At 69.2% G+C, this 23,337-nt stretch carries 12 protein-coding genes; 4 read left to right on the forward strand and 8 right to left on the reverse strand.

Annotation, left to right across the window (positions count from 1 at the left end):
- Positions 1–499 precede the first annotated feature (499 nt).
- Positions 500–1,213, reverse strand: a complete 714-nt coding sequence (locus OHB13_RS37590; RefSeq protein WP_328380528.1) for a class I SAM-dependent methyltransferase — start codon at positions 1,211–1,213, stop codon at positions 500–502.
- A gap of 374 nt (positions 1,214–1,587) precedes the next feature.
- Here OHB13_RS37590 and OHB13_RS37595 point away from each other — a divergent pair, with 374 nt between their 5' ends.
- The 3 genes from OHB13_RS37595 (at position 1,588) to OHB13_RS37605 (ending at position 3,869) form a co-directional block, all read left to right on the forward strand.
- On the forward strand, positions 1,588–2,022 hold the full coding sequence (locus OHB13_RS37595; RefSeq protein ID WP_328380529.1) for a hypothetical protein: 435 nt from the start codon (positions 1,588–1,590) through the stop codon (positions 2,020–2,022).
- Between the two features lie 49 nt (positions 2,023–2,071).
- Positions 2,072–3,061 carry a beta-ketoacyl-ACP synthase 3 gene (locus tag OHB13_RS37600; RefSeq protein WP_328380530.1) on the forward strand — a complete coding sequence of 330 codons (990 nt, stop codon included), beginning with the start codon at positions 2,072–2,074 and terminating at the stop codon, positions 3,059–3,061.
- A gap of 97 nt (positions 3,062–3,158) precedes the next feature.
- Complete coding sequence (locus OHB13_RS37605; protein WP_328380531.1) at positions 3,159–3,869, forward strand: thioesterase II family protein; 711 nt, start codon at positions 3,159–3,161, stop codon at positions 3,867–3,869.
- A gap of 36 nt (positions 3,870–3,905) precedes the next feature.
- Here OHB13_RS37605 and OHB13_RS37610 read toward each other — a convergent pair whose 3' ends face one another.
- Positions 3,906–4,553 (reverse strand): response regulator transcription factor, encoded by a 648-nt coding sequence (locus OHB13_RS37610; protein ID WP_328380532.1) that lies wholly within the window; start codon positions 4,551–4,553, stop codon positions 3,906–3,908.
- Positions 4,541–5,713, reverse strand: a complete 1,173-nt coding sequence (locus OHB13_RS37615) for a sensor histidine kinase (RefSeq protein ID WP_328380533.1) — start codon at positions 5,711–5,713, stop codon at positions 4,541–4,543. The genes OHB13_RS37610 and OHB13_RS37615 overlap by 13 nt, the downstream gene beginning before the upstream one ends.
- A 202-nt stretch (positions 5,714–5,915) precedes the next feature.
- On the opposite strand from OHB13_RS37615, the gene OHB13_RS37620 reads away from it, so the two are divergent.
- Positions 5,916–6,686, forward strand: coding sequence for an FkbM family methyltransferase (locus OHB13_RS37620; protein ID WP_328380534.1), 771 nt, complete (start codon positions 5,916–5,918; stop codon positions 6,684–6,686).
- 26 nt (positions 6,687–6,712) lie between these two features.
- Here OHB13_RS37620 and OHB13_RS37625 read toward each other — a convergent pair whose 3' ends face one another.
- From OHB13_RS37625 to OHB13_RS37645, 5 genes are all read right to left on the reverse strand, one after another.
- Entirely contained in the window at positions 6,713–8,668 is a 1,956-nt protein-coding gene (locus tag OHB13_RS37625) for an AfsR/SARP family transcriptional regulator (protein ID WP_328380535.1), read from the reverse strand.
- A gap of 452 nt (positions 8,669–9,120) precedes the next feature.
- Positions 9,121–9,837, reverse strand: a complete 717-nt coding sequence (locus OHB13_RS37630) for a 4'-phosphopantetheinyl transferase family protein (protein ID WP_328380536.1) — start codon at positions 9,835–9,837, stop codon at positions 9,121–9,123.
- Positions 9,838–10,035: 198 nt separating this feature from the next.
- Entirely contained in the window at positions 10,036–11,226 is a 1,191-nt protein-coding gene (locus OHB13_RS37635; protein WP_328380537.1) for a M20/M25/M40 family metallo-hydrolase, read from the reverse strand.
- A gap of 11 nt (positions 11,227–11,237) precedes the next feature.
- Positions 11,238–12,581, reverse strand: a complete 1,344-nt coding sequence (locus OHB13_RS37640; protein WP_328380538.1) for an MFS transporter — start codon at positions 12,579–12,581, stop codon at positions 11,238–11,240.
- On the reverse strand, positions 12,578–23,335 hold the full coding sequence (locus OHB13_RS37645; protein WP_328380539.1) for a non-ribosomal peptide synthetase: 10,758 nt from the start codon (positions 23,333–23,335) through the stop codon (positions 12,578–12,580). The genes OHB13_RS37640 and OHB13_RS37645 overlap by 4 nt, the downstream gene beginning before the upstream one ends.
- Positions 23,336–23,337: the final 2 nt, after the last annotated feature.

The raw sequence follows: 23,337 nt of genomic DNA on the forward strand, positions 1-23,337 counted from the left end.
CGTCTCCGGCTGGCGACAGGCGACTTGATCGGGCACCGGCCTCAACCGGAGCTTCGCTGCATACGTGGCGGTCCACCGACGCATCGTCATGCGGGCGTGATCAGCCCATTCACTTGATCAACGAGACTTGGAATCGCCCTGACTCTCATGCTCTACGGGCGAAATTGGTTGCCATAGCTTCTTCCCCGACGCCGGGTCAGGCGTGTACGGAGGCGCTGCGGGCAAGCACGAATAGGGAGGGCGGGGTGCGCAGCAGCACCAGCCACAGACGGCCATCCGCCCGCACCAATCCGAACACCTTGACGAATCTGTACCCTCAGGACTGTTTCAGCACGATCTGTAGCAGCAGGGGCAGGGACACCGATACGAGCGTGACCGGAATCGCGCGGAGCCCCCCGGTCTCTCAGCCGGTCGCGTGCGCTCCGAAACAGCGGGCCCCACTCGGCGCGCACAGCGCGCCGCAGGGTCGGCTCGTCCATCTCCTCGTCCTTCCAGCGCGCTACGAGGACACGGCCACATTTGCGTCGCCCAGCATGCCGAGCTCAGGCTGTGCCGCGCCCCCCTGGGGGGCCGACGGACGGAGCCGCGCGTAGTAAGCGAAGGGAGGGCCGATGCGCCGGCTGACGCGCAGACCGGCGGCGCTCGCGTGGCCAATGAGGTGGGCCGGCCGGATCTGGTGGCGGTCGAAGAACTCCCCGACGATCAGTCGGCCGCCGGGCTTGAGGACTCTGCGCAGTTCGCTCAGCGTCAGTGCCGGATCCGGGATCTCGCCGAGCGCGGTGACCAAGTAGGCGGCGTCGAACGTCCTGTCAGCGAAGGGGAGTTGGTGCGCGTCCGCCAATGTGGGCACGATGTTGGTGATCTTCTTCTCCGCCGCCCGACGCATCACGTGGTCGAGCATCGGCTGCTGAATGTCGACGATGTCCAACCGCCCCGCGGACCCCAGTTGGGGCCCGATGTGGAGGGCCTGCAGTCCCGTGCCGGGGCCGATCTCAAGGATCCGCTCCCCCGGGCAGGTCTCCAGGACGTCGTCAAGGCGGCTCAGCGTTAGGAACGGCAGCGGAAGGTCGAGCAGCCAATGCTGGGAGTAAGGATACGGGGCGGAGTCGGACAGCCACCAGGCGCCAATGGCGGCAGCGGTGGTGACTCCGGCCGCGACCCGCTTGAGGTTCCTGCTGTGCCTGATCGACGCCGGGCTCAAGTTGCTGGACACGATTCTCCTTCAACTGCATGTGTGCAGACCAGTACCGACCCGGTACGCACGCTCGGCTGGTGGCGCGGGGGATGGATGTCTCACCAACAGCGTTCCGAGTCGGCGGGTAGCGGACGGGTCACGGGGGCGACCCGTCCGCTACCTCCCCACAGTGCCCGGGAAGGCGGCCGTGATCCTCAACCCGAGCATCCGGATTGGTGGTGGTGCTAGGACCACCATGGCCGGGGCACCCGCGGCGGACGGAGGCCCTCGGCGTGAAGGGGGGTGAACCCAGTGCCACCCCCAAGACGGGTACTGGCGTTGGCGACCGGGGGCGACGCCCCGGCCAGACTCGTTTCCGTACGTTGAGGAACAGGCCGAGGAGAGTCGACGTCGTGGACATCGTGACGAGCCAGGAGTTCCCCGCCATGCCAGGTGACGATCCGATCCAACTCCGCGACACACCTTGGTCGGTGCGGCTCAGCCGAGCCTCTCAGGGACGTACGGCCCTGGAGATCTACGACTCTGAACACGTCGTGGCCATCGTCGTCCCCACCGACCTGATCACCGAGACGCTGCTCGGCGCACTCGGCGGCATGCGGGCCGATCGCCGTCACATCACGCTGGCCTGGGGCGTTCTGAAGTCAGGGCAGGACGCTCCGCCGGACGTCACCTTCCATCGGCGGCGCCGGCTGGGGAATGCGTCCAGCAAGGGTGCGGGCCTGCTGATCGGCGACCGGTTCTGGCTCAGCGTCGCGGAAGGACGCTTTGCCGCCGCCACCGCCCTGCGCTCCGACGGCGCCGTCGAGCGCCGGGCCGTACTGCGCTGAGAGTAGGCGTATAGGGGCACGATAGGTACGGCTCGGAAACTCAAGCGGCATGACGATACAACGGCCCGGCAGGGGCTCGCGGATCATGGGTATCGGGGCCTACCGGCCGAAGCGGATAGTCGGCAACGCCGAACTGGTGCAGAGCACGGGCCGTTCGGACACCTGGATACAGCGCCGCACCGGCATCGTGGAACGCCGCCGTGCCGAGCCGGACGAAACCGTGATGGACATGGCCGTCGAGGCCTCGCACAAGGCGCTCGCCGACGCCGGCGTCCCTCCTGAGCGGGTGGACATGGTGCTCCTGAGTAGCATGTCCAACGTACGGCAGAGCCCCGCCGGCGCCCCCGAAGTGGCCCACCGCCTCGGCGTCGGCTCGGCCGCCCTCGACCTCGACGCGGCCTGTGCGGGCTTCTGCTATGCGCTCGGCGTCGCCGACGGGCTCGTCCGCAGTGGCACCGCCGAGCATGTGCTGCTCATCGGCTCCGACAAGATGAGCGACATCGTCGACCCTGGCGACGCCTCGGCCGCCTTCCTCTTCGCCGACGGCGCCGGAGCCATGGTCGTGGGGCCCGACAGACGGCAGGGGATCGGCCCCACGATCTGGGGTTCGGACGGCGGACAGCGTCGCCTCATCGCGCACTCGGCGAGCTGGACCGAGTACCGGGACTCCCCCGAACGCCCCTGGCCCACCATGCGGATGGCCGGGACCGAGGTGTTCCGCTGGGCCGTCGCGAAGATCCCCGAGGTTGCGGGGCGGGCCCTGGCCGCCGCGAGGGTGGACGCCGCCGACCTGGACGCGTTTGTCCCCCACCAGGCCAACATGCGGATCACCGATGTACTCACCGACCGGCTTGCGCTGCCGCCACACGTCGCGGTCGCACGGGACATCGCGCAGTCCGGAAATACCTCGGCCGCTTCCGTACCGCTCGCCATCGACCGGCTGCGGGAGACCGGTGCCGTGGCCCCGGGCGGCCGTGCGCTGCTCGTGGGGTTCGGTGCGGGCCTGGCCTGGGCTGCCCAAGTCGTACGCCTGCCCTGACTCGTAATGGCACCGTCTGCGCAGGTACACCGCGGCGCCCATCTGGCCCGGGTCGGCGCCCAACCCACCTCCCGTACCTCACTCGAAGGCTGATTGCATGCCAACTCCATTGCTGTGCCTGCCCTTCGCCGGAGCCGGCGCCAGTTTCTACACCTCTTGGGAAGAGGTCGGCCCACCCGGCGTCGACGTCCGCCCGCTGCTGCTGCCCGGCCGGGAGCGGCGCATCCTCGACGAGCCGTACACAGACGTCCAGCAGGCGGCCGAGGGGCTCCTGCCCCAAGCCCTCGACATGCTGCCGGACGGCGGGCCCATCGCCCTATTCGGCCACTGCCTGGGCGCCCTCGTCGCCCACGAGCTGACTCGGCGACTGGTCGACGCGGCCGGGCCGCAGGTGGTGCGGCTCTTCGTCAGCGGTACGCCGGTCTTCCCGCGCACCCCCCCTGAGCGGCGCGCCACAGGGATCACCGACGACGGGCGGTTCCTGGACCGGGTCAAGGAGTTCTCTGGCTACCGACACGAGGCATTCGAGGAGCCGGAGATCCGCGACCTGCTCATGCCCGCGCTTCGTGCGGACGTCCGGATGCACGAGACGTATCGGCTGCCGGACCGTAAGCCGCTCCTGGTGCCGGTTACCGCCGTCCGCGGCCGCGACGACGCACTCGCCTCTCTCGACGACATCCGGGGCTGGGCCGAGGTCACCGAGGGAGGTTTCGAGGCGATCGAACTGCCCGGCGAACACATGTACTTGGCCACGTCGCCGGCTGCTTTGCTGGAGCTGATCGCCCTTCGGTGTGCCGACCCCGCCTAATAGGGCGATCCTGCCATCGCAAGCACCCGGGACTCGTCACTGACTGGTGCCGAGGAACCGCAAGACCGCGAGCACCCGGCGATGGTCCAAGTCCGCGCTAGGCAGATCGAGTTTGGTCAAAATGTTGTTGATGTGCTTGGCGACAGTGCTTTCGCTCACCACGAGCCGCTCTGCGATGCCCAGGTTGGAGCGGCCGCCGGCCATCAGCTCCAGAACCTCCCGCTCCCTCCCTGTCAGCCCCTTGAGGGGATCGTCGCGGCGGTGCAGCAGCAGCTGGGAGATGACCTGGGGGTCCAGCGCGGTGCCGCCGGCCGCGACCCGGTGCAGAGCCTCGATGAACTCCTCCACGTCGGCCACGCGCTGTTTGAGCAGATACCCGACACCGGCCGTGTCCTTGGCCAGTAGGTCAGCGGCGTACTGCTCCTCCACGTATTGGGACAGCAGCAGCACCGACGTCCGGGGCCACTGCTCCCGGATGACGAGCGCGGCACGGACGCCCTCCGAGCTGTGGCCGGGCGGCATCCGCACATCGGTGACGGCGATGTCGGGCCGGTGCTCCTCGACCGCGGCCAGCAGGCCCTGTTCGTCCCCAGCCTCGGCGACTACCTCGATACCCGCCATCTCCAAGACCCTGACGAGGCCGACACGTAAGAGCACCGAGTCCTCGGCGATCACCGCGCGCACGGCAACTCCACGATGATAGTCGTGGGCCCGCCCACGGGGCTGTCGATCGACAGGGTGCCGTCTACCGAGGCCACCCGCTTGATCAACCCGGTAAGCCCGGTTCCACCGGAGGGATCGACCCCGCCGATCCCGTCGTCTGTGACGGTTACGGACATGATGTCCGCCTCTCTTTCCACTCTCACGTCCACCTGAGTGGCCCGGGCGTGCTTGACGATGTTGGTAAGTGCCTCGGATACAACGTAGTACGCCACGGCTTCCACGGCCGGTGACGGCCGGGGCCTCACCGAACCGACCAGCCGCACCGGTATCGGAGCTCGGGCAGCCAAACCACTCAACGCCGCATCCAGGCCTCGGTCTTCAAGCACTGCAGGGTGCAAACCCCGCACCAAGTCCTGGAGTTCAGTGATGGCCTCTATCGCTTCCCGGTGTGAGTCGTCGATTACGCGCTGCACATCGGGCTGCAGGTCCTTGAACGTGGCCTTGGCGATGCCGAGGTTGACAGCCAGGGATACCAGGCGCTGCTGGGCGCCGTCGTGTAGGTCTCGCTCGATGCGCCGCCGTTCAAGGTCGGCCGCGTCGACCACGCCGTCTCGGCTCTCGGAGAGGCTCTCCATTCGCTGGCGCATCCGCTCGGTACGGCTCGGCCCCAGCAGCTGCGCGGCGCCGTAGGCATCCATCCGCACCAGAAGACCAGTCAGCCGCACGGTGCCGAGCAGAAGCAACAGACCGACTCCGGTGGCGAATACGGTCTTCGTGAGGTAGCCGCGGTGGTCGATGCGCCACTCCGGGGGCAGCACCCAGATCCACAACAGCGCCGTGGCGGCCGCGCAGCTCACCGCCCACAGGGCGAGTACGGCCAGCATGCCGACCGCCACAAGGGGGCCGACGACCAGGTGGTAGCCCAGCTGTCGCTGTGTCACGGGCGAGGCCAGTCGCTCACGAACCCCCCACGGTCCTGCCGCACGGGCCGTCGCCGAGGGAATCGTGAGATCTAACATCGCGCGGAAACGGTGGCGCTGGAGGGCCGTCAGTGAGGGGACGGGCACCACAGCGAGCGCCAGCCAGAACGATATGAGTTGCAGGGGAATACCAGCAGTCAGGAACGCGGTGCGCCGGCGAATGCCGTCAAGTCGACGCTGAGGACCCGCCGTAGGTTGCATGCACCCACAATAAGGGAGGCTGGCACCAGCCGGACGGTAGTGCTCCTTGCCGTCCCGTGGTGAAACCAGCACCATCCAGAAATGGGCACTAGGGGGCGTGTCCGCGGGCCCCCCAAGGGATAAGTCTAGAGACAGCGGGACCCGTTCCTGGAAACGCATCGACCGAGTGTCAGGGAAGCGAATCACTATGGTGAATCCGGCCATGATCGAAGGACTGAATCGTGACGAGACCACGCAGCTGTACGAGGAGATCTTCATTCGACGCACCTACCTTTCGGGGGGAATAGAACTAGACGCAGAGAACCTGGTCGTGTTCGATGTCGGAGCAAATATAGGAATGTTCTCACTCTTCGTCACCTCGCTTTGTCCGACGGCTTCGGTGTATGCCTTCGAACCGATGCCGCCAATCTTCGAGAAGCTCCGGCAGAACACAGGGCAGCTCGGGACCGACGTGAAGCTCTTCGATTACGGCCTGTCCGATCGGGCCCAGCGGATTCCCTTCACCTACTATCCCGGGTTCTCCACGATGTCCGTGCAGCGTGCGTACGCCGATACGGCCGCCGAACGGTCTCTGGTGCGCCAGTCGATGATCCGGGCGGGTGCCGCACCCGGAACCGGGCTCGATGTCTACTTGGACGAAATGCTCGACTACCGCCTGCGAGAGGAGTCCCACGAGTGCCGCGTGCGCCGCATGTCAGACGTTGTCGACGAGCACTCCGTCGAGCGGATCGACGTCCTGAAGATCGATGTGCAGCGGGCCGAGGCCGATGTGCTGCGCGGGATCGAGGAACGCCACTGGAAGCTGATCCGCCAGATCGCCATGGAGGTGCACGACGAGCCCGGGACACTCACGGAGGGCCGACTCGCCGAAACGTCCGCAGAGCTGAGGCAGCGGGGATTCTCCGTGGGGACCGAGCAGGAGGCGGAACTGGCCGGAACGGACCGGTACATGCTGTCCGCGACCCGCCGCTGAGAGTCGCAGCCCCGGCCGCCCAGGGCTCAGCTCGCGAGGATCTGGATGTGCGGACTGCCCGCACCCTTGTCGCTCAAGGTCAGTGCGAACGCCCGGCCCAACGGATGGAAGCGGTAGAGGAGGCGGGATTTGCGGTCGACTCCAGCCGTCTCCAGGAGACCCGCATCGACCAACTCCTCCAGGAGAGCCTCCGCCCGCCGCTCCGGAAGGTCCAGGACGCGTGCGCCCGTACCCGCCCGGAACGGTCCGTGGGACACCTCCGCGAGCCGTGCCAGCCGGGCGGGCTCGTCCAAGGCCAGCGGCGGCAGGCAGGAGGCGAAGGCGTGCGGCAGGTCCAGGTCGCCGTAGCGCAGCTCCTGGAGCCTGGTCGTCCGGGGCGCCAGCCGCCGTGCCAGGTGGGCCAGCGGCCAGGCGGGGCGGGCGGCCAGCCGCGCGCCCGCTATCCTCAGGGCCAGCGGCAGGCCCGCGCAGTACCGGGTGATCGCCTCTGCCGCGTCCGATTCGGCCGCGGTGCGGCCGGAACCCACGACCGCACCGAGCATGGCGAGCGCCTCGGCGTGTGGCAGTTCGCCGACGTGCAGCGTTTCGGCCGGCGCCACCATGGCGAGCGGTCTGCGCGCGGTCAGGATCAGGCCCGCCTCTGGCCCGGTCGGCGGCACGAGTTGCTGGATCTGCCGGTCCCCAACGGCCCCGTCGAGGACTACGAGGAGGCGGCGCCCCGCCGTGCGCAGCCGGTATCGGTACAGGAGATCGTCGACATTCGCGGTACCCGTGTCGTCCGGATCACCGAGGGCGCCCAACAGACGTACCAGGATCTGCCGCGGATCGCACGGGGTACCGTCCGGCCGGGACAGCTCGGCGTACAGCTGCCCGTCCGGAAAGTGAGCCGCGACGGAGGCGGCAGCGCTGACGGCGAGTACCGTCTTTCCGCTGCCGGGCATCCCGGTGAGCAGGACCCGCCGGGGACGGGCCGGGGCGTCGAGCGTCGTTGGACCGCCCCATACGGCCCGGTGGTGGCCGGGGCGCGGTGCTGTATACGGCCGGTGTCCCGCGTGTGGGCTGCTTGGGTTCGGCTGCTCCGACGCACCGTCCGGCAGCGACCCAGCCCCGGTCAGGCGGGTCCGGATATCGGCCAGCAGAGCGCTCCGGCCGATGACATCGACCACCGCAGGCGGCAGTGTCGTCGGGGCGGGGGGCACGGTCGCCGGCTGCGCTCCCTGCGCAGCCAGGGTCCTTGCCTCCGCAGGGAGTTCCAAGGTTCCGTCGAGTGCGGCGTGATAGGTGCGGGCGAGTTCCTGGCCGGGATCGACACCTAGTTCCTCGGCAAGGATCCGGCGTCCCTGCTGGTAGGTCTCCAGCGCGTCGGCCTGCCGGTTCGAGCGCCACAGTGCGGTCATGAACTGCGCGCGCAGTTTCTCTCGGACGGGAAACCGAGCTACCAGGCCGGCGAGTTCGGGCACCAGGTCATTGTGCTGTCTCATCGCGAGGTCGGCCTCGATTCGGTGCTCCAAGGTAGCGGCCCAGGCCTCTTCCAGGCGGGGCTGTTCCACCTCGGCAAGGAACTCTGTGCCATTGGCGAGCGCGGTTCCCCGCCAGAGGTCGAGTGCGGTACGCAGCAGTGCCGCCGCCTCCTCAAACCGTCCCTCGGTACGGGCATGGCGGCCCTGAGCGTCCAGCCGCTCGAACTCCACGATGTCGACCCATGCGTCATTGGTGCGGATGAGATAGCCGGGTGGCTGCCGGAGCAAGGCGACACTCGGGCCGAGCCTCTTGCGCAGCCGGGAAATATACGTATAAATCTGGGCGTTCATCGTGGCCGGTGGTCGCCAACCCCACAGCAAGTAGCTGAGCTGGCCGTCGGAGACGACACGGCCGCGGGCCAGCAGTAACGCCGCCAGGACGGTCTGCGCCTTCGTTCCCGACAGCGCTACGCGGTCGCCCTTCCTGGCCGCTTCGATCGGTCCCAGGATCCTGAACTCCACTGCTGCCTCCGCCTGTTGCCTGTGCAACCGGAGCCACGGAGCCCAACGTGGTCCGTCCGATCCTGTCATTCTGGGCAGCGGGGAAGGGCGCGGCCAACAGTCGGCCGCGTCAGGTGGCGGCAGTGGCAGCATCCTGCCCTCGGCGGCTTCATGGACGCGAGTGGGGGCTGGTGGGGCACATGCTCCGTCAGGATCATCAGAGGGCTTCGGAATTTGTGCCAAGTCCCCGGATTTGGGCATCAACACCGTGACCGTATTGGTGATCTTCTGGGGTTATGCGGCTGCCCAGAGGGCAAGGAAGCGGGTTGGCTGACTGTGACGGTCGTCGGCTCGGCGATCCAGTCCGCGATTCGGGTGAGGTTGCAGGCGCCGGCCCGCACCCAACCAGCGAAGCACCACCTAGACCCGCCGTCAGCGCCCGGAGAAGATCGCCAACAGAGTCATGTCGTTGGTCAGCGCTGTTGTACGGCGAGGGCTGCGGCATGGCCCTCGCCGGCGGACACGTCGTGGGCGGTCCATCCCGGTGGGCTGACGGGGCCCTCTGGTGCGCACCCGAGGTAGTCCAACGACGGGTCACGTCCCAGTCCTGTGCCCAGCCCTTTGAGATAGGCCTCTTTACGGGTCCAGACCCGGGCAAAGGCGACGGCCCGGTCCGGTCCGCTGTATGCGCGCAGTTCGGCCGCCTCGCGCGGGTGCAGGATCGGTCCGACCTCATCCGCGACCGCGGGAGAGAAGACCTTCTCAACGTCGACGCCTACCGGGGCGGCCGCGAAGGCCAGCAGGCAGATTCCGTCGCAGTGGGACAGTGAGAAGTGCACACGATTGCCGCGAACAACGGGCCGTCCGTGCGGCAGTGGGCACGAGGAGCACGGCAGGCGTTCCAGTGGTACGTCGCGAGGTTCCGTACCGAGGTAGGCGCCGAGCAGGAACCGCAGTGCAGTATGAGCGGCCTGGTAGGTGGCCCGGTCGCCGGATTTACGAAAGGCCGTAGCCCGGGCCTTCTCGCCGTCGTCGAGCACAGTGTCGGCCCACAGGTCCACGACGGGTCGAAACGCGCTGGTCTCCACGCGCCACAGTTGCGGTTGCTCCTGCGGCTGAGGCAGCTGCAGGAGCTGTTTCCGCCCGTCGGGACCGAGCTCCGCCAGCTGCAACATCCCCTTGGCAATCACCGGTGCAGCACTCCCCGAATGGCGCTCACAAAAACGTCGGTGTCCCTGTTGGCGGAGCCCCAGCGGGCCTCGCCTGCTTGGTGGCGATCACCACAAGCGAGAGGATACTGTCTTGAGGCTGACCTACCGTCGGCCCGACTTCCGGGCCCGGATGGACCGCCCGCCCTCCCGAAGCTCGACTTTCGGCCAGCTTCAGAATCAATCGTAGAAGCGCCCATACCACCCCACGACGGAATGCAGCAACGCCTGGCAGCCGATGACTAGTTGATGGCTGGGGGTCGACTCCTGCGGGGAGTGGCTGATACCTCCCGTGCTCGGCACGAACAGCATGCTGGTGGGCACGTGCGCGCTCAACACACTCGCGTCGTGCCCTGCGAAGCTCAGCAGGGAACCGCCGAAGACCCCGCCGGTCTTCAGGCACGCGTCCGCCAGGGCCACGCACGCCTCACCGTCGAAATCGGTGATCGCCTTGTGCGACAGGCGCTCAATGGTCGCCGTGCAGTCCTCCTGGGCCGCGGCGGCCCGCACCTCCGCGGCCAGTTCACCAGCGGCGCGCCGGAGAACCGACGACCTTCCGGAGCGCCATTCGACGGTAAGCCGAGCCTCCCCCGGCACCACATTGGGCGCACCCGGTAGAAACTCGATGAATCCGATGTTGAAGACCAGCTCCGGGTCGATCGCGGTGAGTCTTGATGTCAGGCCCGTCACCAGCCCGGCCGCGGCGCGTCCCGCGTCCACGCGGTCGGCCATGGGGGTGGTGCCCGCATGGTTCGGCACTCCGAAGAGTTTGATCTCGTGGCGTTCGATGCCAACGATGCCCTGAACTACCGTCAGGTCACTGCCGGCCTTCTCCATGCGGGGCCCCTGCTCCACATGGAGTTCGAAGAACGCGGCGACATCGCGGAGCCGGTCCCCCGCCACGAAGGCGGTGGACCCGGTGAGCCCTCCGGCCGACTCCGGCCGAGCGCCCTCCTCGTCCCAGAACCCCACAATCCGCACCCGGTCGGCACACGGATGGCCAGCTTCGTGCAGGGTGCGCAGAGTCTCCAGGGCGGCGATGACACCATACGAGCCGTCAAGGCGGCCGCCCGCCGGAACGCTGTCGGTGTGCGAGCCCAGTAACAGCGCCGGACCGGTCCCGGTGTGCGTGCGCCCGAAGACGTTCCCAATCTTGTCGGTCTCCGCCCGCAGACCGGCCTCGCCGATGCGTTGGACCAGCCAGGCCCGGCCCGCGGCGTCCGCCTCGGATCCCGCCACCCGGTCGACGCCGCCGTCGGGCCGTGCGCCGAAGGTCGCGAACGTGTCCAGATCACGGAGCAGCCGCGCTCCGTTGATCCGTGGCGCCGAGCCGTCCTGCAACTCGGCATTGGAATACGAGGGTTGGGTCACTGTTGGTCACCTCAGCTGTCGTCGTCAACGGTCAGGGCAATCGGGGGCGGCAGTCGTCGGGGGGCGGGGTGGCCAACTCGATCGAATCGCGCCACGGAGAAGGGCTCGTGCTCAGCCCGGCCCGCGGGCAGCAAGGCGACGGCCAGGGTCAGCAACAGCAGCGCTGCGCCCATCCACAGCCCTGTCGTGGCCGCCCCCACCGCGCCGAGGAGGTAGCCGCCGGTCAGCGAGCCCAGTGAGTTAGCACCGGAACCAAGGAACCGGGCTGTTCCCTGCACCCTGCCCTGGAACTCGTCGGGCGTGTTCTGGGTCTGGTAGACACCGGCGGCGACGTTGAGCAAACCGCAGATGCCCGAGACGGCCGCCAGAATCAGCGCCAGCACGACGGGACTCCGCAGGTAGGCGACGGGTAGCACCAACGGCGCCCACAGCGCGCACCCCACCAGAAACTTCGTCCGCATGCTGACGCGGCGGGCCAGGGGGGTGGACAGCGCCCCGAGCAGCCCACCGACGCCTCCGCAGGCGATGACGACCGAGACCGTCGCCGGGGAGTGGCCGCCCTGCTTAAGGACCACCATCACGGTCAGGATGAGCCCTTGGAACACCAGGTTCGACCCGGCGATCAGGCCGACAAGGACGCGTGCGAAGCGGGCCCGCCACAGCCAGCCCATGCCCTCGGCGATGTCGGCGAGCAGCGGCCTAGGCGGCCCCTTCCGCACCCCTTTCAACTCCCCTTTGATGCACAGAAAGCAGAGCGTCGCCAGCGCGTCGGCCACAGCCGTGCACACGAACGGTGCCCCGTTGGCCAAGGTGAGCAGGAAGCCGCCGCTGGGCTGCCCCGCCAGCCCCATGGCCTGGCGCCGCGCCTCGTTCTGCGAGAGCGCAGCGGGCAGTTGCTCGCGCGCGACGACCGTACGGACCGTGGCCCGTTCCGCCAGGTCGACGAAGATCCCGCGGCTTCCGTCCACGAACGCGGCGAGCATCAGATGGATGAGCCACACGTGCCCGGACAGCACCGCCACGGCCACGCTTGCCATCGCGAGCGTGCCGACGACGTTGCACCAGAGCATGATCCGGCGTCGGTCCAGGCGGTCCACCAGGGCGCCCGCCGGGAGCTGCACGGTGAGGTTGGGCAGAGCCGCGGCGAAGCCCACCAGGCCGGACTGGAAGGCCGACCCCGTGTGGTAGAGGACGAGCAGCGGGAATGCCGTGAGACCGACCCGCGAACCGAACTGCGAGATGCTCGCGCCCACCCACAGCCGCCGGAAATCTCGGTTCCGGCGCAGCAGTACCGGAGTATCGGGACCCGCGGTCGCCGCCGCTGCGGCGGCCGCGGAGGACATACCGCGCGTCATGAGCGGCAGGGGCCTTCCTGCTCCCGCTCGCGCGCCGCCGCCTCACCCATCGCGCGTTGCCAGAAACCCGCGAGCTGTCCGGAGTCCGTCCAGCCGTTAGCCATGAGGTGGGTGACCAGGGCCCGGCCGTGCACCGAGTTGGTGAGGATGACAGTGCCGTCGCCGCTGTTCGCCCGGATACCGAACATGGCCTGGTAGCCGGCGGCCTGGCCGCCGTGTCCGAACTCCAGGTCGATCCCGGTGTTGTCGATGATCGTCCCCCAGCCGTAGGGCCGGTCGGAGTGCGGGGTCAGCATCTCGCGCACCAGCTCCTGTGGCACCAGGCCATTTTCGCGGCCGATCGCACTGTCCCGGACTGCGATGACGAGCTTCGCGAGGTCCCCGGCCGTGACCCATAGGCCGCGGGCCGCGGACTCCGGGTACACGCGGCGCCCGCCGGGCAGCGGGGTTCCCGTCATGTCGTGCCCGTGGGCCACCGGCCTGCCAGAGGTGTCTGGATGGTCCGGAGTGATCCCGCTGTCGTCCATGCCGAGCGGGCCGAACAGCAGCTGGCGGACCACGTCGTGGTACGGCGCCCCGGTGATGTCCTCCATCGCCTGTTGCAGGACCAGGTAGTGGAAGTTGTTGAGCCGGAACCTGGCGCCGGGCGCGAACTCCCTACGGACCGGTCCGCCGTCCGCCGGCGGGCGCCCGTGCAGGAGGTCGAGCACGGTCGGCCACGGCTCGTCGGTGTCGTAACCGCCGCGCCGCGTGGGTGAAGGCTCGGCGAACCCCGCGAGGTTGGCCACCAGGTGACGAAACGTCACGGGCTCACCCCCTTGCGGCCCTTCAGGTGCTTCCGGCCCGTCTAGTCCCGGGACACGCCAGTTGACGAGGTACCGGTTCACGTCCTCGTCGAGGCCGATGCCCTTCTCGGCGAGGAGGCGCAGCACGGTGAACGTGGTGAGGTGCTTGGTAATGGACGCCGCAGCGAAGAGGCTGTCCGCCGTCACCGGTCGGCCGTCACCGGCGTCGAGCACCCCGTGGTGCTCCACGGACACCACTTCGCCCCCACGGATCACCGCAATGCTCGCACCGGGAATACCGTGCCGGGCCATCACGTCCGCCACCCCAGGCACCGTCGGCTTCTTCCGCGCCGCCGGGGCCGCATCGGTCAGCCGAGCCAGCTCGGTTACGTGCTCATCGGCGAGCCGCCGCACCGTCGCCGGTTCGTGGACGCCCTCGCGGTGGGTCCAGCGCAGGTAGCACTGCCCGCCGGAGATGACCGCTTCCACGTCCAGCAGGTATCCCTCCACCGACGGGCTGCCGCCTGCCGGATAGGCCAGCGGTACGTCCGCAACCCGCGCCTCACTGCCCCGCACGAGGGCGAACCGCACCTCCGGGTGCGGCTGTGCGCGCAGTTCTGCGGCGAGGTCGGGGTCGACGCCGCCATCCCGGAGAAGACCGTAGCCATGGAGCGGTGCGGGCAGGGCCGCGAGCTGCCGGGCCACCGAACGCACCAGCTGGGGTAGCTCGCGGCTGCGCGGCAGCCAGAGACCGATCGGCACGGTGTCGCTTAATGGGCCGACGGTCCGAGCGAGTTGAGCATCGTAGCCACGCGGGTTCGTGCGCAGGGCGACGTCCAGGGCGTCGCCGCCCGCCCAGCGGCCGAGCACCCTGCCGAGCGCGGTCAGCACGGTGGCCTGCGGATCCTCCCCGGCCAGCAGGGTCGCGGTCGGCGCGGCCGCCAGCACGGTCGTGACCGTGCTGGCGGCCCCGGGGGCGGCCCCCACGTGATCCCGGGGCAGTAGCGTGCCGGGCCTGCGGTTCAGCCAGAACGGCCCCTGGTCCAGGATGTTCGGTGATGCGGCTTCGTGCGCGAGCCGGTGCGCCCACTGGCACAACGTCGTTTTCACTGGCGGCAGTTCGGCCTTCCGGCCGCCGGCCAGCTGCCCATAAGCGGTGTTGAGGTCGTCGGTGATCACGGCCAGGGACTCCTCGTCCGCGGCCGTGCCGTGGACGACGATCCATAGCTCGGCGAGCACCTCGGTGTCCAGCAGGCGGTCCGCACCGACGTCAAGTAGGACGGCCTGGAGGACGGGTCCGGTCACCGGGTCCAGGCGGCATTCGGCCGCTGCGACTTCGGCCGCGACTACAGCCGACCGGTCCTCGGCGGCCACGTCGGCGAGCGGAACGGTCCGCAGCAGCACCGCCGTCTCGTCTTCGGCGACCGTGGCGTCCCGCCGGTTGCCCTCGGGGTCGAGGCGCAGCCGCAGCCCTTCGTGCCGGGCGACGGTCGCGGCGAGCGCCTCGGCGAGCAGGCTGGCGTCCAGTCGGCGTGCCAGGGTGAGGCGTAGCGTACGGATCGGCGGCGCCTCGTTGCCGGTCCTGCGCTGGGCGGGCAGCAGCGGCAACGTGTCGTCTTCCGCCGCTGCCCGCGGTGCCGTCGTGCCGAGCGCCTCATTCTCGTCGGCCAGCAGGGCCATCTCGCCGAGTGAGCCTGCCTGGTAGATCATCCAGACGGCGAGCGACACTCCCGCTTCCCTCGCTTCGGCCAGCATCCGTACTGCGAGGATGGAGTGGCCGCCCAGGTCGAAGAAGTTGTCCTCGACGCCGACTTCGTCTAGCCCGAGGGTCGAGGCCCAGACGGCGGCGAGCCGCTGCTCGGTCGGCGTGCGCGGCGCGGTCCGCCGGACCGCGCGCCCTGCACCCCGGTCAGGGTCCGGCAGTGCCCTGCGGTCGAGCTTGCCGTTGCTGGTCAGGGGGATCTGCTCGATGGCGGTGTAGGTGGTGGGAATCATGTACTCCGGCAGCCGTCCGGCGAGGTGGTCCCGCAGGGCGACCGGGTCCACCCCCTGCGTACCGTCTGCGGGTACGGCGTAGCCGGCCAGGTGGGCCTCGCCGTCGGCGGTGCGGTGCAGGAGCACCACGCACTCGCGGACGGCAGGGTGCTCGGCCAGGACGTGCTGGATCTCGCCGAGTTCGACCCGGTACCCGCGGATCTTCACCTGATCGTCGATCCGGCCGAGGAACTCAAGGGCCCCGTCCTCGCGGAACCGCCCGAGGTCACCGGTCCGGTATAGGCGGGCGCCCGGGGTGCCGCAGGAGTCGGGCACGAACCGCTCCGCGGTCAGGCCGGGCCTGGCGAGGTAGCCGCGGGCGAGGCCGATGCCTCCGATGAACACCTCGCCGGGCACGCCGAGCGGAACCGGCTCCAGCCATTCGTTCAGCACGTACGTCGTAGTGTTGGGCAGCGCCCGGCCCAGCGGTACGACCGTCGTCTGCTCGTCGTCGACCGGGTACGCGGTCGCGCCGATGGACGTCTCCGTGGGGCCGTACTCGTTAATGAGGCGTCCGGGGCCCAGCGCCGCTACGTAGTGGTTGGCGGTGCGCGGCTGGAGGGCCTCGCCTGCGACGAGGATCCGCCGGGCAAGCCCCGCGATCTCTTCGGCACCGAGCTGGTGGGTGAGTAGGTCGAGGTGACCGGGGGTCAACTTGATGAAGTCGTACGGGGCCGACTTGGCAAGTTCCCGGCCGATCTCCCCGGGGGCGGTGCCAGCGGGCAGCACGGTGACCGGGCGGCCCGTCATCAGCGGCACGTAGAGGTTGGTGGCGGGCAGGTCGAACGCGATCGAGGAGAACAGCGGCGCGCCGCCGCCACCGGCGGTGAGGTCCCTGGCGGCCCACCGCAGGTGATTGGCCAGACCGCGCTGGGTCACCATGACGCCCTTTGGGGTGCCGGTGGATCCAGACGTGTAGATGACGTACGCCAGTTGGTCAGGATCGCTCGTACGGGACGGCCTGGCCGGTGACTCGGCAGCGATGGTCTCGCGGTCCAGGTCGAGGTCGAGGCGCACGACGCCGTGTTCGGGCGCGGGGGCCCCGGGCGCGGCCGACCGCGACTCGCTGACCAGGACGCGGACACCGCTGTCGGCGAGCATGTGGCTCAGCCGGTCGGCTGGGTTGGCCGGGTCCAGGGGCAAGTACGCCGCGCCGGCCTTCCACACGCCAAGCAGGGCGGGCACCAGGCCGGGGCCGCGTTCAAGGTGCACGCCGACGAGGGTGTCGGGGCCGGCTCCGAGGGCGCGCAGGCGGTGCGCCACCCGGTTGGCCTGTTCGTCCAACTCTCGAAAGGTCAGCGTGCATTCACCGCTGATGACGGCGGGCGCGTCCGGCGTCCGGGCAGCGGCCTCCTCGATCACGTCGAGGACGGTACCGCCCGGCCACTCGACGGCGGTGTCGTTCCAGGTGTTCCGCAGCCGGGTGCACTCGGGTTCGGGCATGACGGCCGTGATCGCGTCGGCGTCGGGGTTCTCCGCGATGGCGGTGAACACCTGCCGGTACATGGCGGCCATGCGTTCGGCGTGAACCCGGCCAATGTTGCTGGAACGGCAACCCAGGACCAGGTGCCCCCGGATCGCGAAGACGCTCAGCTCGAACTCGTTGCCGCCGACGCCGAAGCCTCCGTCGAGGTCCACGACGTCCGAGTCGACCTGGTGGAAGTCAAGGAAGTTGAACGTGACGGACACCAACCGGTCGCCGGAGTCCGAGAGCCGCTGGATGGCGGGCAGCGGGTAAAGGCGGTGACCCCAGACCTCGGTCTCCTGCCTGAAGGTCCGGGTAACCAGTTCGCGCCAGGTCCGTGCGGACCGGTCCGCCGGGAACGGCACGCTATTGAGATGCATGCCGAGGACCCGGTCGCCACCGGACGCCTCAAGCCGGCCGTGCGTGATCAAGCCGGTGTGAAAAGAGCGCTCAGGGGTCAGACCACTCAGCACCTTCAAGTGGGCGGCTAGGATCACAGTCTTGAGCGAGGTCCCGGTCTCCGCAGCCAGCTTGCGCAGCGGCTCCTCCAGGTCGTGGAAGGGCACCCTGAGGTGGAACACCTCATCGGTCCCCGGCTGGGCCCAGCTATCCGGCAGGGCGAACGGGACGTGCTCCCTCACGACGCCCTGCCAATAGGCCTGATGTCCGGTGTCCTCCAGCGCCTCCAGCTCGGCGGCGACGACGTCGGCGTAGCGTACGGCCGGAGCCTCGTACGGGGGCAGCGGCAGGCCGTCGCGGAGGCTCCGGTAGGCGTCGAGCAGCTCCATCAGCAGTGTGTGGTAACTCCAGCCGTCGGTGATTGCGTGGCACTGGGTGAAGGTAATCCGCCATGCCCGGTCCGACTCCAGATGCACCGCCACCCGCATCAACGGCGCCTCACTCAGCACAAAAGGCCTGCCCCGCTCATCAGCAATGAACTCAAGCCCCGCCCGACGCTGCTCGTCAGCATCCAGACCACGAAGATCGTGCAACACCAACGGAACCCGCACCACCCCGTGCACCAACTGCAACGGCTGCGAAAACTCCGTCAACTCCACCGACGTCCGCAACACCTCATGACGCCCCACCACCACATCCAACGCCGCACGCAACGTCGGAAGAGAAAGCGCCCGCTCATCCGGAATCCGAAAACTCGTCACCGAGTGATAGGCATTCCGCTCCACATGATTGAGCATCTCCACAATCATCCCGGTCTGCACCTGTGTCAATGGATACGCATCCACCACCCCCTCCGGCAACAGAGCCCGATCCCCCGCACCCACCAACTCCCACGCACCCACGGCACGGGTCAGGCCCTGCCCGGTGTCCTGGCCGACCAGTCTTCCCGCGAGCTCGGCGACGGTGCCAGCCGCGAAGATGTCACCAATGCCGATGTCGTACCCGGACTCGCGCAGCACGCCCGCCATGCGGACGGCGCGCATCGAGTCGCCGCCGATGTCAAAGAAGCGGTCGTGAACGCCGATGTCGCCGACTCCGAGGATGTCCGACCACACCTGAGTGAGCTGCTTCTCGATCGGGGTGCGCGGTGCCACGTGCTCGGTGCGCGCAAACGCGCTCCGGTCCGGGGCAGGCAGCGCCTTGCGGTCGAGCTTGCCGTTGCTCGTCAGTGGGATGTGGTCGAGCACCGTGAAGGACGCGGGCACCATGTACTCGGGCAGCCGCTCCGCCAGGTGGGCGCGCAGCACTCCGGTGTCGACGGCTGCTGCGACCGCGCCGACGACGTACGCCGCGAGGGCCGCGTCCCCTTCGTTTCGGTGCAGCACCACGATGGCCTCCTGGACATCGTTGTGCTCGCCCAGGACGTACTGGATCTCCCCCAGTTCGACCCTGTAGCCGCGGATCTTCACCTGGTGGTCCATGCGGCCGAGGAACTCCAGGCAGCCGTCGGCCCGAAACTGTGCGAGGTCACCCGTGCGGTACAGGCGCGAGCCGGGCTCGCCGTACGGGTCGGGCACGAACCGCTCGGCGGACATGCCGGGCTTGCCGAGGTAGCCGCGGGCCAAGATGATCCCGCCGATGTACACCTCTCCGGGGATCCCGACCGGCACGGGCTCCATCCACTCGTCAAGTACGTACATGGAGCTGTTCGGCACCGGGGCGCCGAGAGGCATGAGGTCCAGGTCGGGTATCTCAGTCAGCGGGATGCCGGAGTTTCCGACGGAGGTCTCAGTCGGGCCGTACTCCGCGGCGAGCGGTGTGCCGTCGGGGCCGGCCAGTTCACGCCAGCGGTGTGCGAGACGGGAGCTGAAACTGTCGCCCGCACCGATCACGAGACCCGCCAGCGATGCCGCCTGTTCTCTCGACAACTGGTGCGCGAGCAGGTCGAGATGACCGGGTGTCAGCTTAATAAACGAGAACGGCCCGGCCTGGGCCAGCTCCCGGCCCAGCTCCTCTGACGGCAGGTCCTGCGGGAGCAGGTGCACGGTCTGGCCAAGCAGCAGCGGGGCGAAGAGGTCGGGCAGGCCCAGATCGAAGGAGATGGACGAGAACACGGGCGCCCCGCCGGTGCCGTGCGATCCGTAGGCCCGGGACGCCCACAGCAGGTAGTTGGCGACGCCGATGTGCGGCACCACAACGCCCTTGGGGTTGCCTGTGGAGCCGGAGGTGTACATCACGTAGGCGAGGTTGTCGCGGTCGCCGAGCGGTTCGGGGCGGGTGTGCGGCTGGGCGGCAACGGCGGCCCGGTCCTCCTCCCGGTCGAGCACGAGCAGGGTGCCGTCGTGGACGGCGGCCAGCTCGTCGGCGTACCGGGTACTGGTGACGACGGGCGGCGCACCGGTGTCCTCGAGCATGTACCGCAGCCGGGCGCCGTGCACGCTCGGGTCGAGGGGCAGGTATCCGGCGCCGGACTTCCACACGCCGAGCAGCGTCGGCACCAGGTCCGGGCCGCGGTCGAGGCGGACACCGACGAGGGTGTCGGGGCCGGCGCCGAGCGCGCGCAGTCGGTGGGCGACGCGGTTGGCCCGCTCGTCCAGTTCGGCGTAGGTGAGGGCGCCGTCGCAGTGGCTGACGGCGACGGCCAGCGGGGTCTCTGCGGCCTGCTGCTCGATGAGCCGGTGCACCGGGAGCTCGGGCGCAGTGCCGGGTGTGACACCCAGGTCCTGGAGCAGTCGTCGGCGTTCGGCCTTGGGCAGGAACGCGACAGTAGCGTCGCCGTCGGGCCCCTCGGCCATGGCCGTAAGGACCTGCCGGTACATGTCGGCCAGCCGCTCGCCGTCTTCGTGGCCGATGAGGTCGGTGCGGCTGGATAGGTTGACGTAGCCGGCACTCGCGACCACGGTCAGATCGAACTCGTTGGCCGCGCCGCCTCCACTGCCCTCCCTGTCGACGGTGTCCGAGTCGACCTGGTGGAAGTCCAGGTACTCGAAGACGACGGAGAGCAGCCGGTCGCCGGAGTCCGAGAGCCGCTGGATGGCGGGCAGCGGGTAGAGGCGGTGACCCCAGACCTCGGTCTCCTGCCTGAAGGTCCGGGTAACCAGTTCGCGCCAGGTCCGTGCGGACCGGTCCGCCGGGAACGGCACGCTATTGAGATGCATGCCGAGGACCCGGTCGCCACCGGACGCCTCAAGCCGGCCGTGCGTGATCAAGCCGGTGTGAAAAGAGCGCTCAGGGGTCAGACCACTCAGCACCTTCAAGTGGGCCGCGAGCAGAACGGATTTGAACGAGGCGCCGCATCCGGCGGCCAACCGCCGGAGCCTCTCCTCCAGGTGGTGGAAGGGAACCCGCAGACGGTAGGGCTCACCCTCGGTGTCCGGACGTCCCCATGCCGCGGGCAGGGTGAACGGGGCGCGGTCGGCGGTGGCGCGCTCCCAGAATTCCCTGTGCTCAGCGCTGTCCAGCGCCTCCAGCTCGGCGGCGACGACGTCGGCGTAGCGTACGGCCGGAGCCTCGTACGGGGGCAGCGGCAGGCCGTCGCGGAGGCTCCGGTAGGCGTCGAGCAGCTCCATCAGGAGGGAGTTGAGGCTCCAGCCGTCGGTGATTGCGTGGCACTGGGTGAAGGTAATCCGCCATGCCCGGTCCGACTCCAGATGCACCGCCACCCGCATCAACGGCGCCTCACTCAGCACAAAAGGCCTGCCCCGCTCATCAGCAATGAACTCAAGCCCCGCCCGACGCTGCTCGTCAGCATCCAGACCACGAAGATCGTGCAACACCAACGGAACCCGCACCACCCCGTGCACCAACTGCAACGGCTGCGAAAACTCCGTCAACTCCACCGACGTCCGCAACACCTCATGACGCCCCACCACCACATCCAACGCCGCACGCAACGTCGGAAGAGAAAGCGCCCGCTCATCCGGAATCCGAAAACTCGTCACCGAGTGATAGGCATTCCGCTCCACATGATTGAGCATCTCCACAATCATCCCGGTCTGCACCTGTGTCAATGGATACGCATCCACCACCCCCTCCGGCAACAGAGCCCGATCCCCCGCACCCACCAACTCCCACGCACCCACGGTGTTCAACTCACCGGCGCCGGTCTCCTGCCCCGCGAGCACCTCGGCCAGCCTGGCGACGGTGCCTGCGGCGAAGATCTCGTGGATACTCACGTCGAACCCGGCCTCGCGCAGCGCGCCCGCGAGCCGTACGGCTCGCATGGAGTCGCCGCCGATGTCGAAGAAGTTCTCCTGAACGCCGACTGTGTCGCGGCCGAGGACGGCGGCCCACACACCGGCGATGCGCTCTTCCAGCGGGGTGGCCGGGGCGGTGTGCGCGGCGACGGGCGCACGCTCGTCGCCCGTGCCGGCCGGCTCGGCCGCGCCGTCCAGAATGTCCAGCGTGCCGTCGGCGAGGTAGCGCGCGCGTAGCCCCTCGACGGGGGTCACCGGGTCGAGGTAGACGTCACCTGCGACGCCGATGGGCGCGTAGTCGCCGTGTCCGTCGAGCACGCGCACCGTGAGCCGCCGGGGCGGGGTGCCCGCGAACACGTCGAGGACCGCCCGCGCCTCGTCCGCCGTGCGGAGCACGCCGCTCCAGCCGGCGAGCCGGGCGCGTTCGGCCGCTGGCAGCAGGTCTACGCCGGTGACGAGGATATCGGGGGCGGCCGTGACCTGGTCGAGCAGGCGCGTGAACCGGGCGGCCATGCGCTCGACGGTCGCGCGGTCGTACAGCGAAGTGGCGTACGAGAAGCGTGCGTCAAGGGCGCCGCTCGTCGCCTGTTCCACGTTCAGCGTGAGATCGAACCGGGCGACCCGGTCGTCCGTCAGCGACTCGGTCTCCACTCCGGGCAGCGTGAAGGCCGCGCCGCGGTTCTCGTGCAGCACGAACGCCATCTGGAACAGCGGGGTCCGGGACAGGTCGCGCTCGGGTTCCAGCTCGTCGACCACTCGGGCGAATGGCACCGCCTGGTGGTCGAACGCCTCAAGGACGGTATCCCGCACGTGCGTCAACAGCCCGGCGAAGGTGCAGTCACTATCCCAACGGGCCCTTACGACAAGGGTATTGATGCCGTAACCGATGAGCCGCTGCAACTCGGGCCGTCCACGGCCCGACACGACGACGCCGACCGGGACGTCGGTGCTGTCGGCGTGCCGGGACAGCAGCCCCTGGAACGCGGCGAGGAGCACGGTGAAGAGAGTCGTGTCGTGCTGCTGGGCCAGCTCCCTGGCCCGGTCGGCGAGCTCGGCGGGCAGGGTGAACCCGACGGAGTCACCGGCCCAGGAGCGCACCGCGGGCCTCGGCCGGTCGGTGGGCAGCTCCAGCGGCCGTACGTCGGCGAGCCGGTCGCGCCAGTGGCCGAGCTGCTTGTCCAGCGCGGCGCCGCTCATCTCACGGCGCTGCCAGGCCGCGAAGTCAGCGTACTGGACGGCGAGTTCGGGCAGGTCCGGCGCCAAGCCGGCGAGGGCAGACCGGTAGCGGGAGCCCAGCTCCTGCGCGAAGATGCCGACCGACCAGGCGTCACAGGCGATGTGGTGGAAGGTGACGGCCAGCAGGTGATCGTCGTCGGCGAGCCGGAACAGCCTGCCCCGCACGGGCCAGGCGCGGCCCAGGTCAATGGGTCGCCCGATCTCCTCGTCGACCAGGCTGCGCAGCCGCTGTTCCCGTTCCTCGCCGTCGAGGTCCGCAAGTTCGGTGACGGGCAGCCCCGCCCGGCGTGGCGGGTCGATCACCTGCCGCACGTCCGCGCCGCCGATGAATTCGTAGCGGGTCCGCAGGATCTCGTGACGGGCAAGCACCCCTTCCCACGCGTCGGCGAGGGCGCCAGCGTCGAGGGTGCCGCGTAGCCGCAGGACCACCGGGACGAGGTATTCGGCGCTATCCGGGTCGAGTTGGCCGAGAAACCACATTTGCTGCTGCCCGAAGGATAGCGGCAGCGGTCCGTCACGGTCCACCAGCCCGATGGCGGACCTGCGGCCACCGTCCTTGCCCGCGAGTCGGCGGCGCAGCAGTTCGTCGCGCAGCGCACCCTTGTCCGGTCCGTTCGTGTACGTGCTGTCGACGCTCATCC

It is taken from the genome of Streptomyces sp. NBC_00440 (assembly GCF_036014215.1).
Classification (GTDB): Bacteria; Actinomycetota; Actinomycetes; order Streptomycetales; family Streptomycetaceae; genus Streptomyces.

Bases quoted from the DNA above. Each gene is read 5' to 3' on its own strand.
- OHB13_RS37600 (WP_328380530.1), top strand. From the start codon at position 2,072: ATGACGATACAACGGCCCGGCAGGGGCTCGCGGATCATGGGTATCGGG.
- OHB13_RS37605 (WP_328380531.1), top strand. From the start codon at position 3,159: ATGCCAACTCCATTGCTGTGCCTGCCCTTCGCCGGAGCCGGCGCCAGT.
- OHB13_RS37615 (WP_328380533.1), bottom strand. From the start codon at position 5,713: ATGCAACCTACGGCGGGTCCTCAGCGTCGACTTGACGGCATTCGCCGG.
- OHB13_RS37620 (WP_328380534.1), top strand. From the start codon at position 5,916: ATGATCGAAGGACTGAATCGTGACGAGACCACGCAGCTGTACGAGGAG.
- OHB13_RS37640 (WP_328380538.1), bottom strand. From the start codon at position 12,581: ATGACGCGCGGTATGTCCTCCGCGGCCGCCGCAGCGGCGGCGACCGCG.
- OHB13_RS37645 (WP_328380539.1), bottom strand. From the start codon at position 23,335: ATGAGCGTCGACAGCACGTACACGAACGGACCGGACAAGGGTGCGCTG.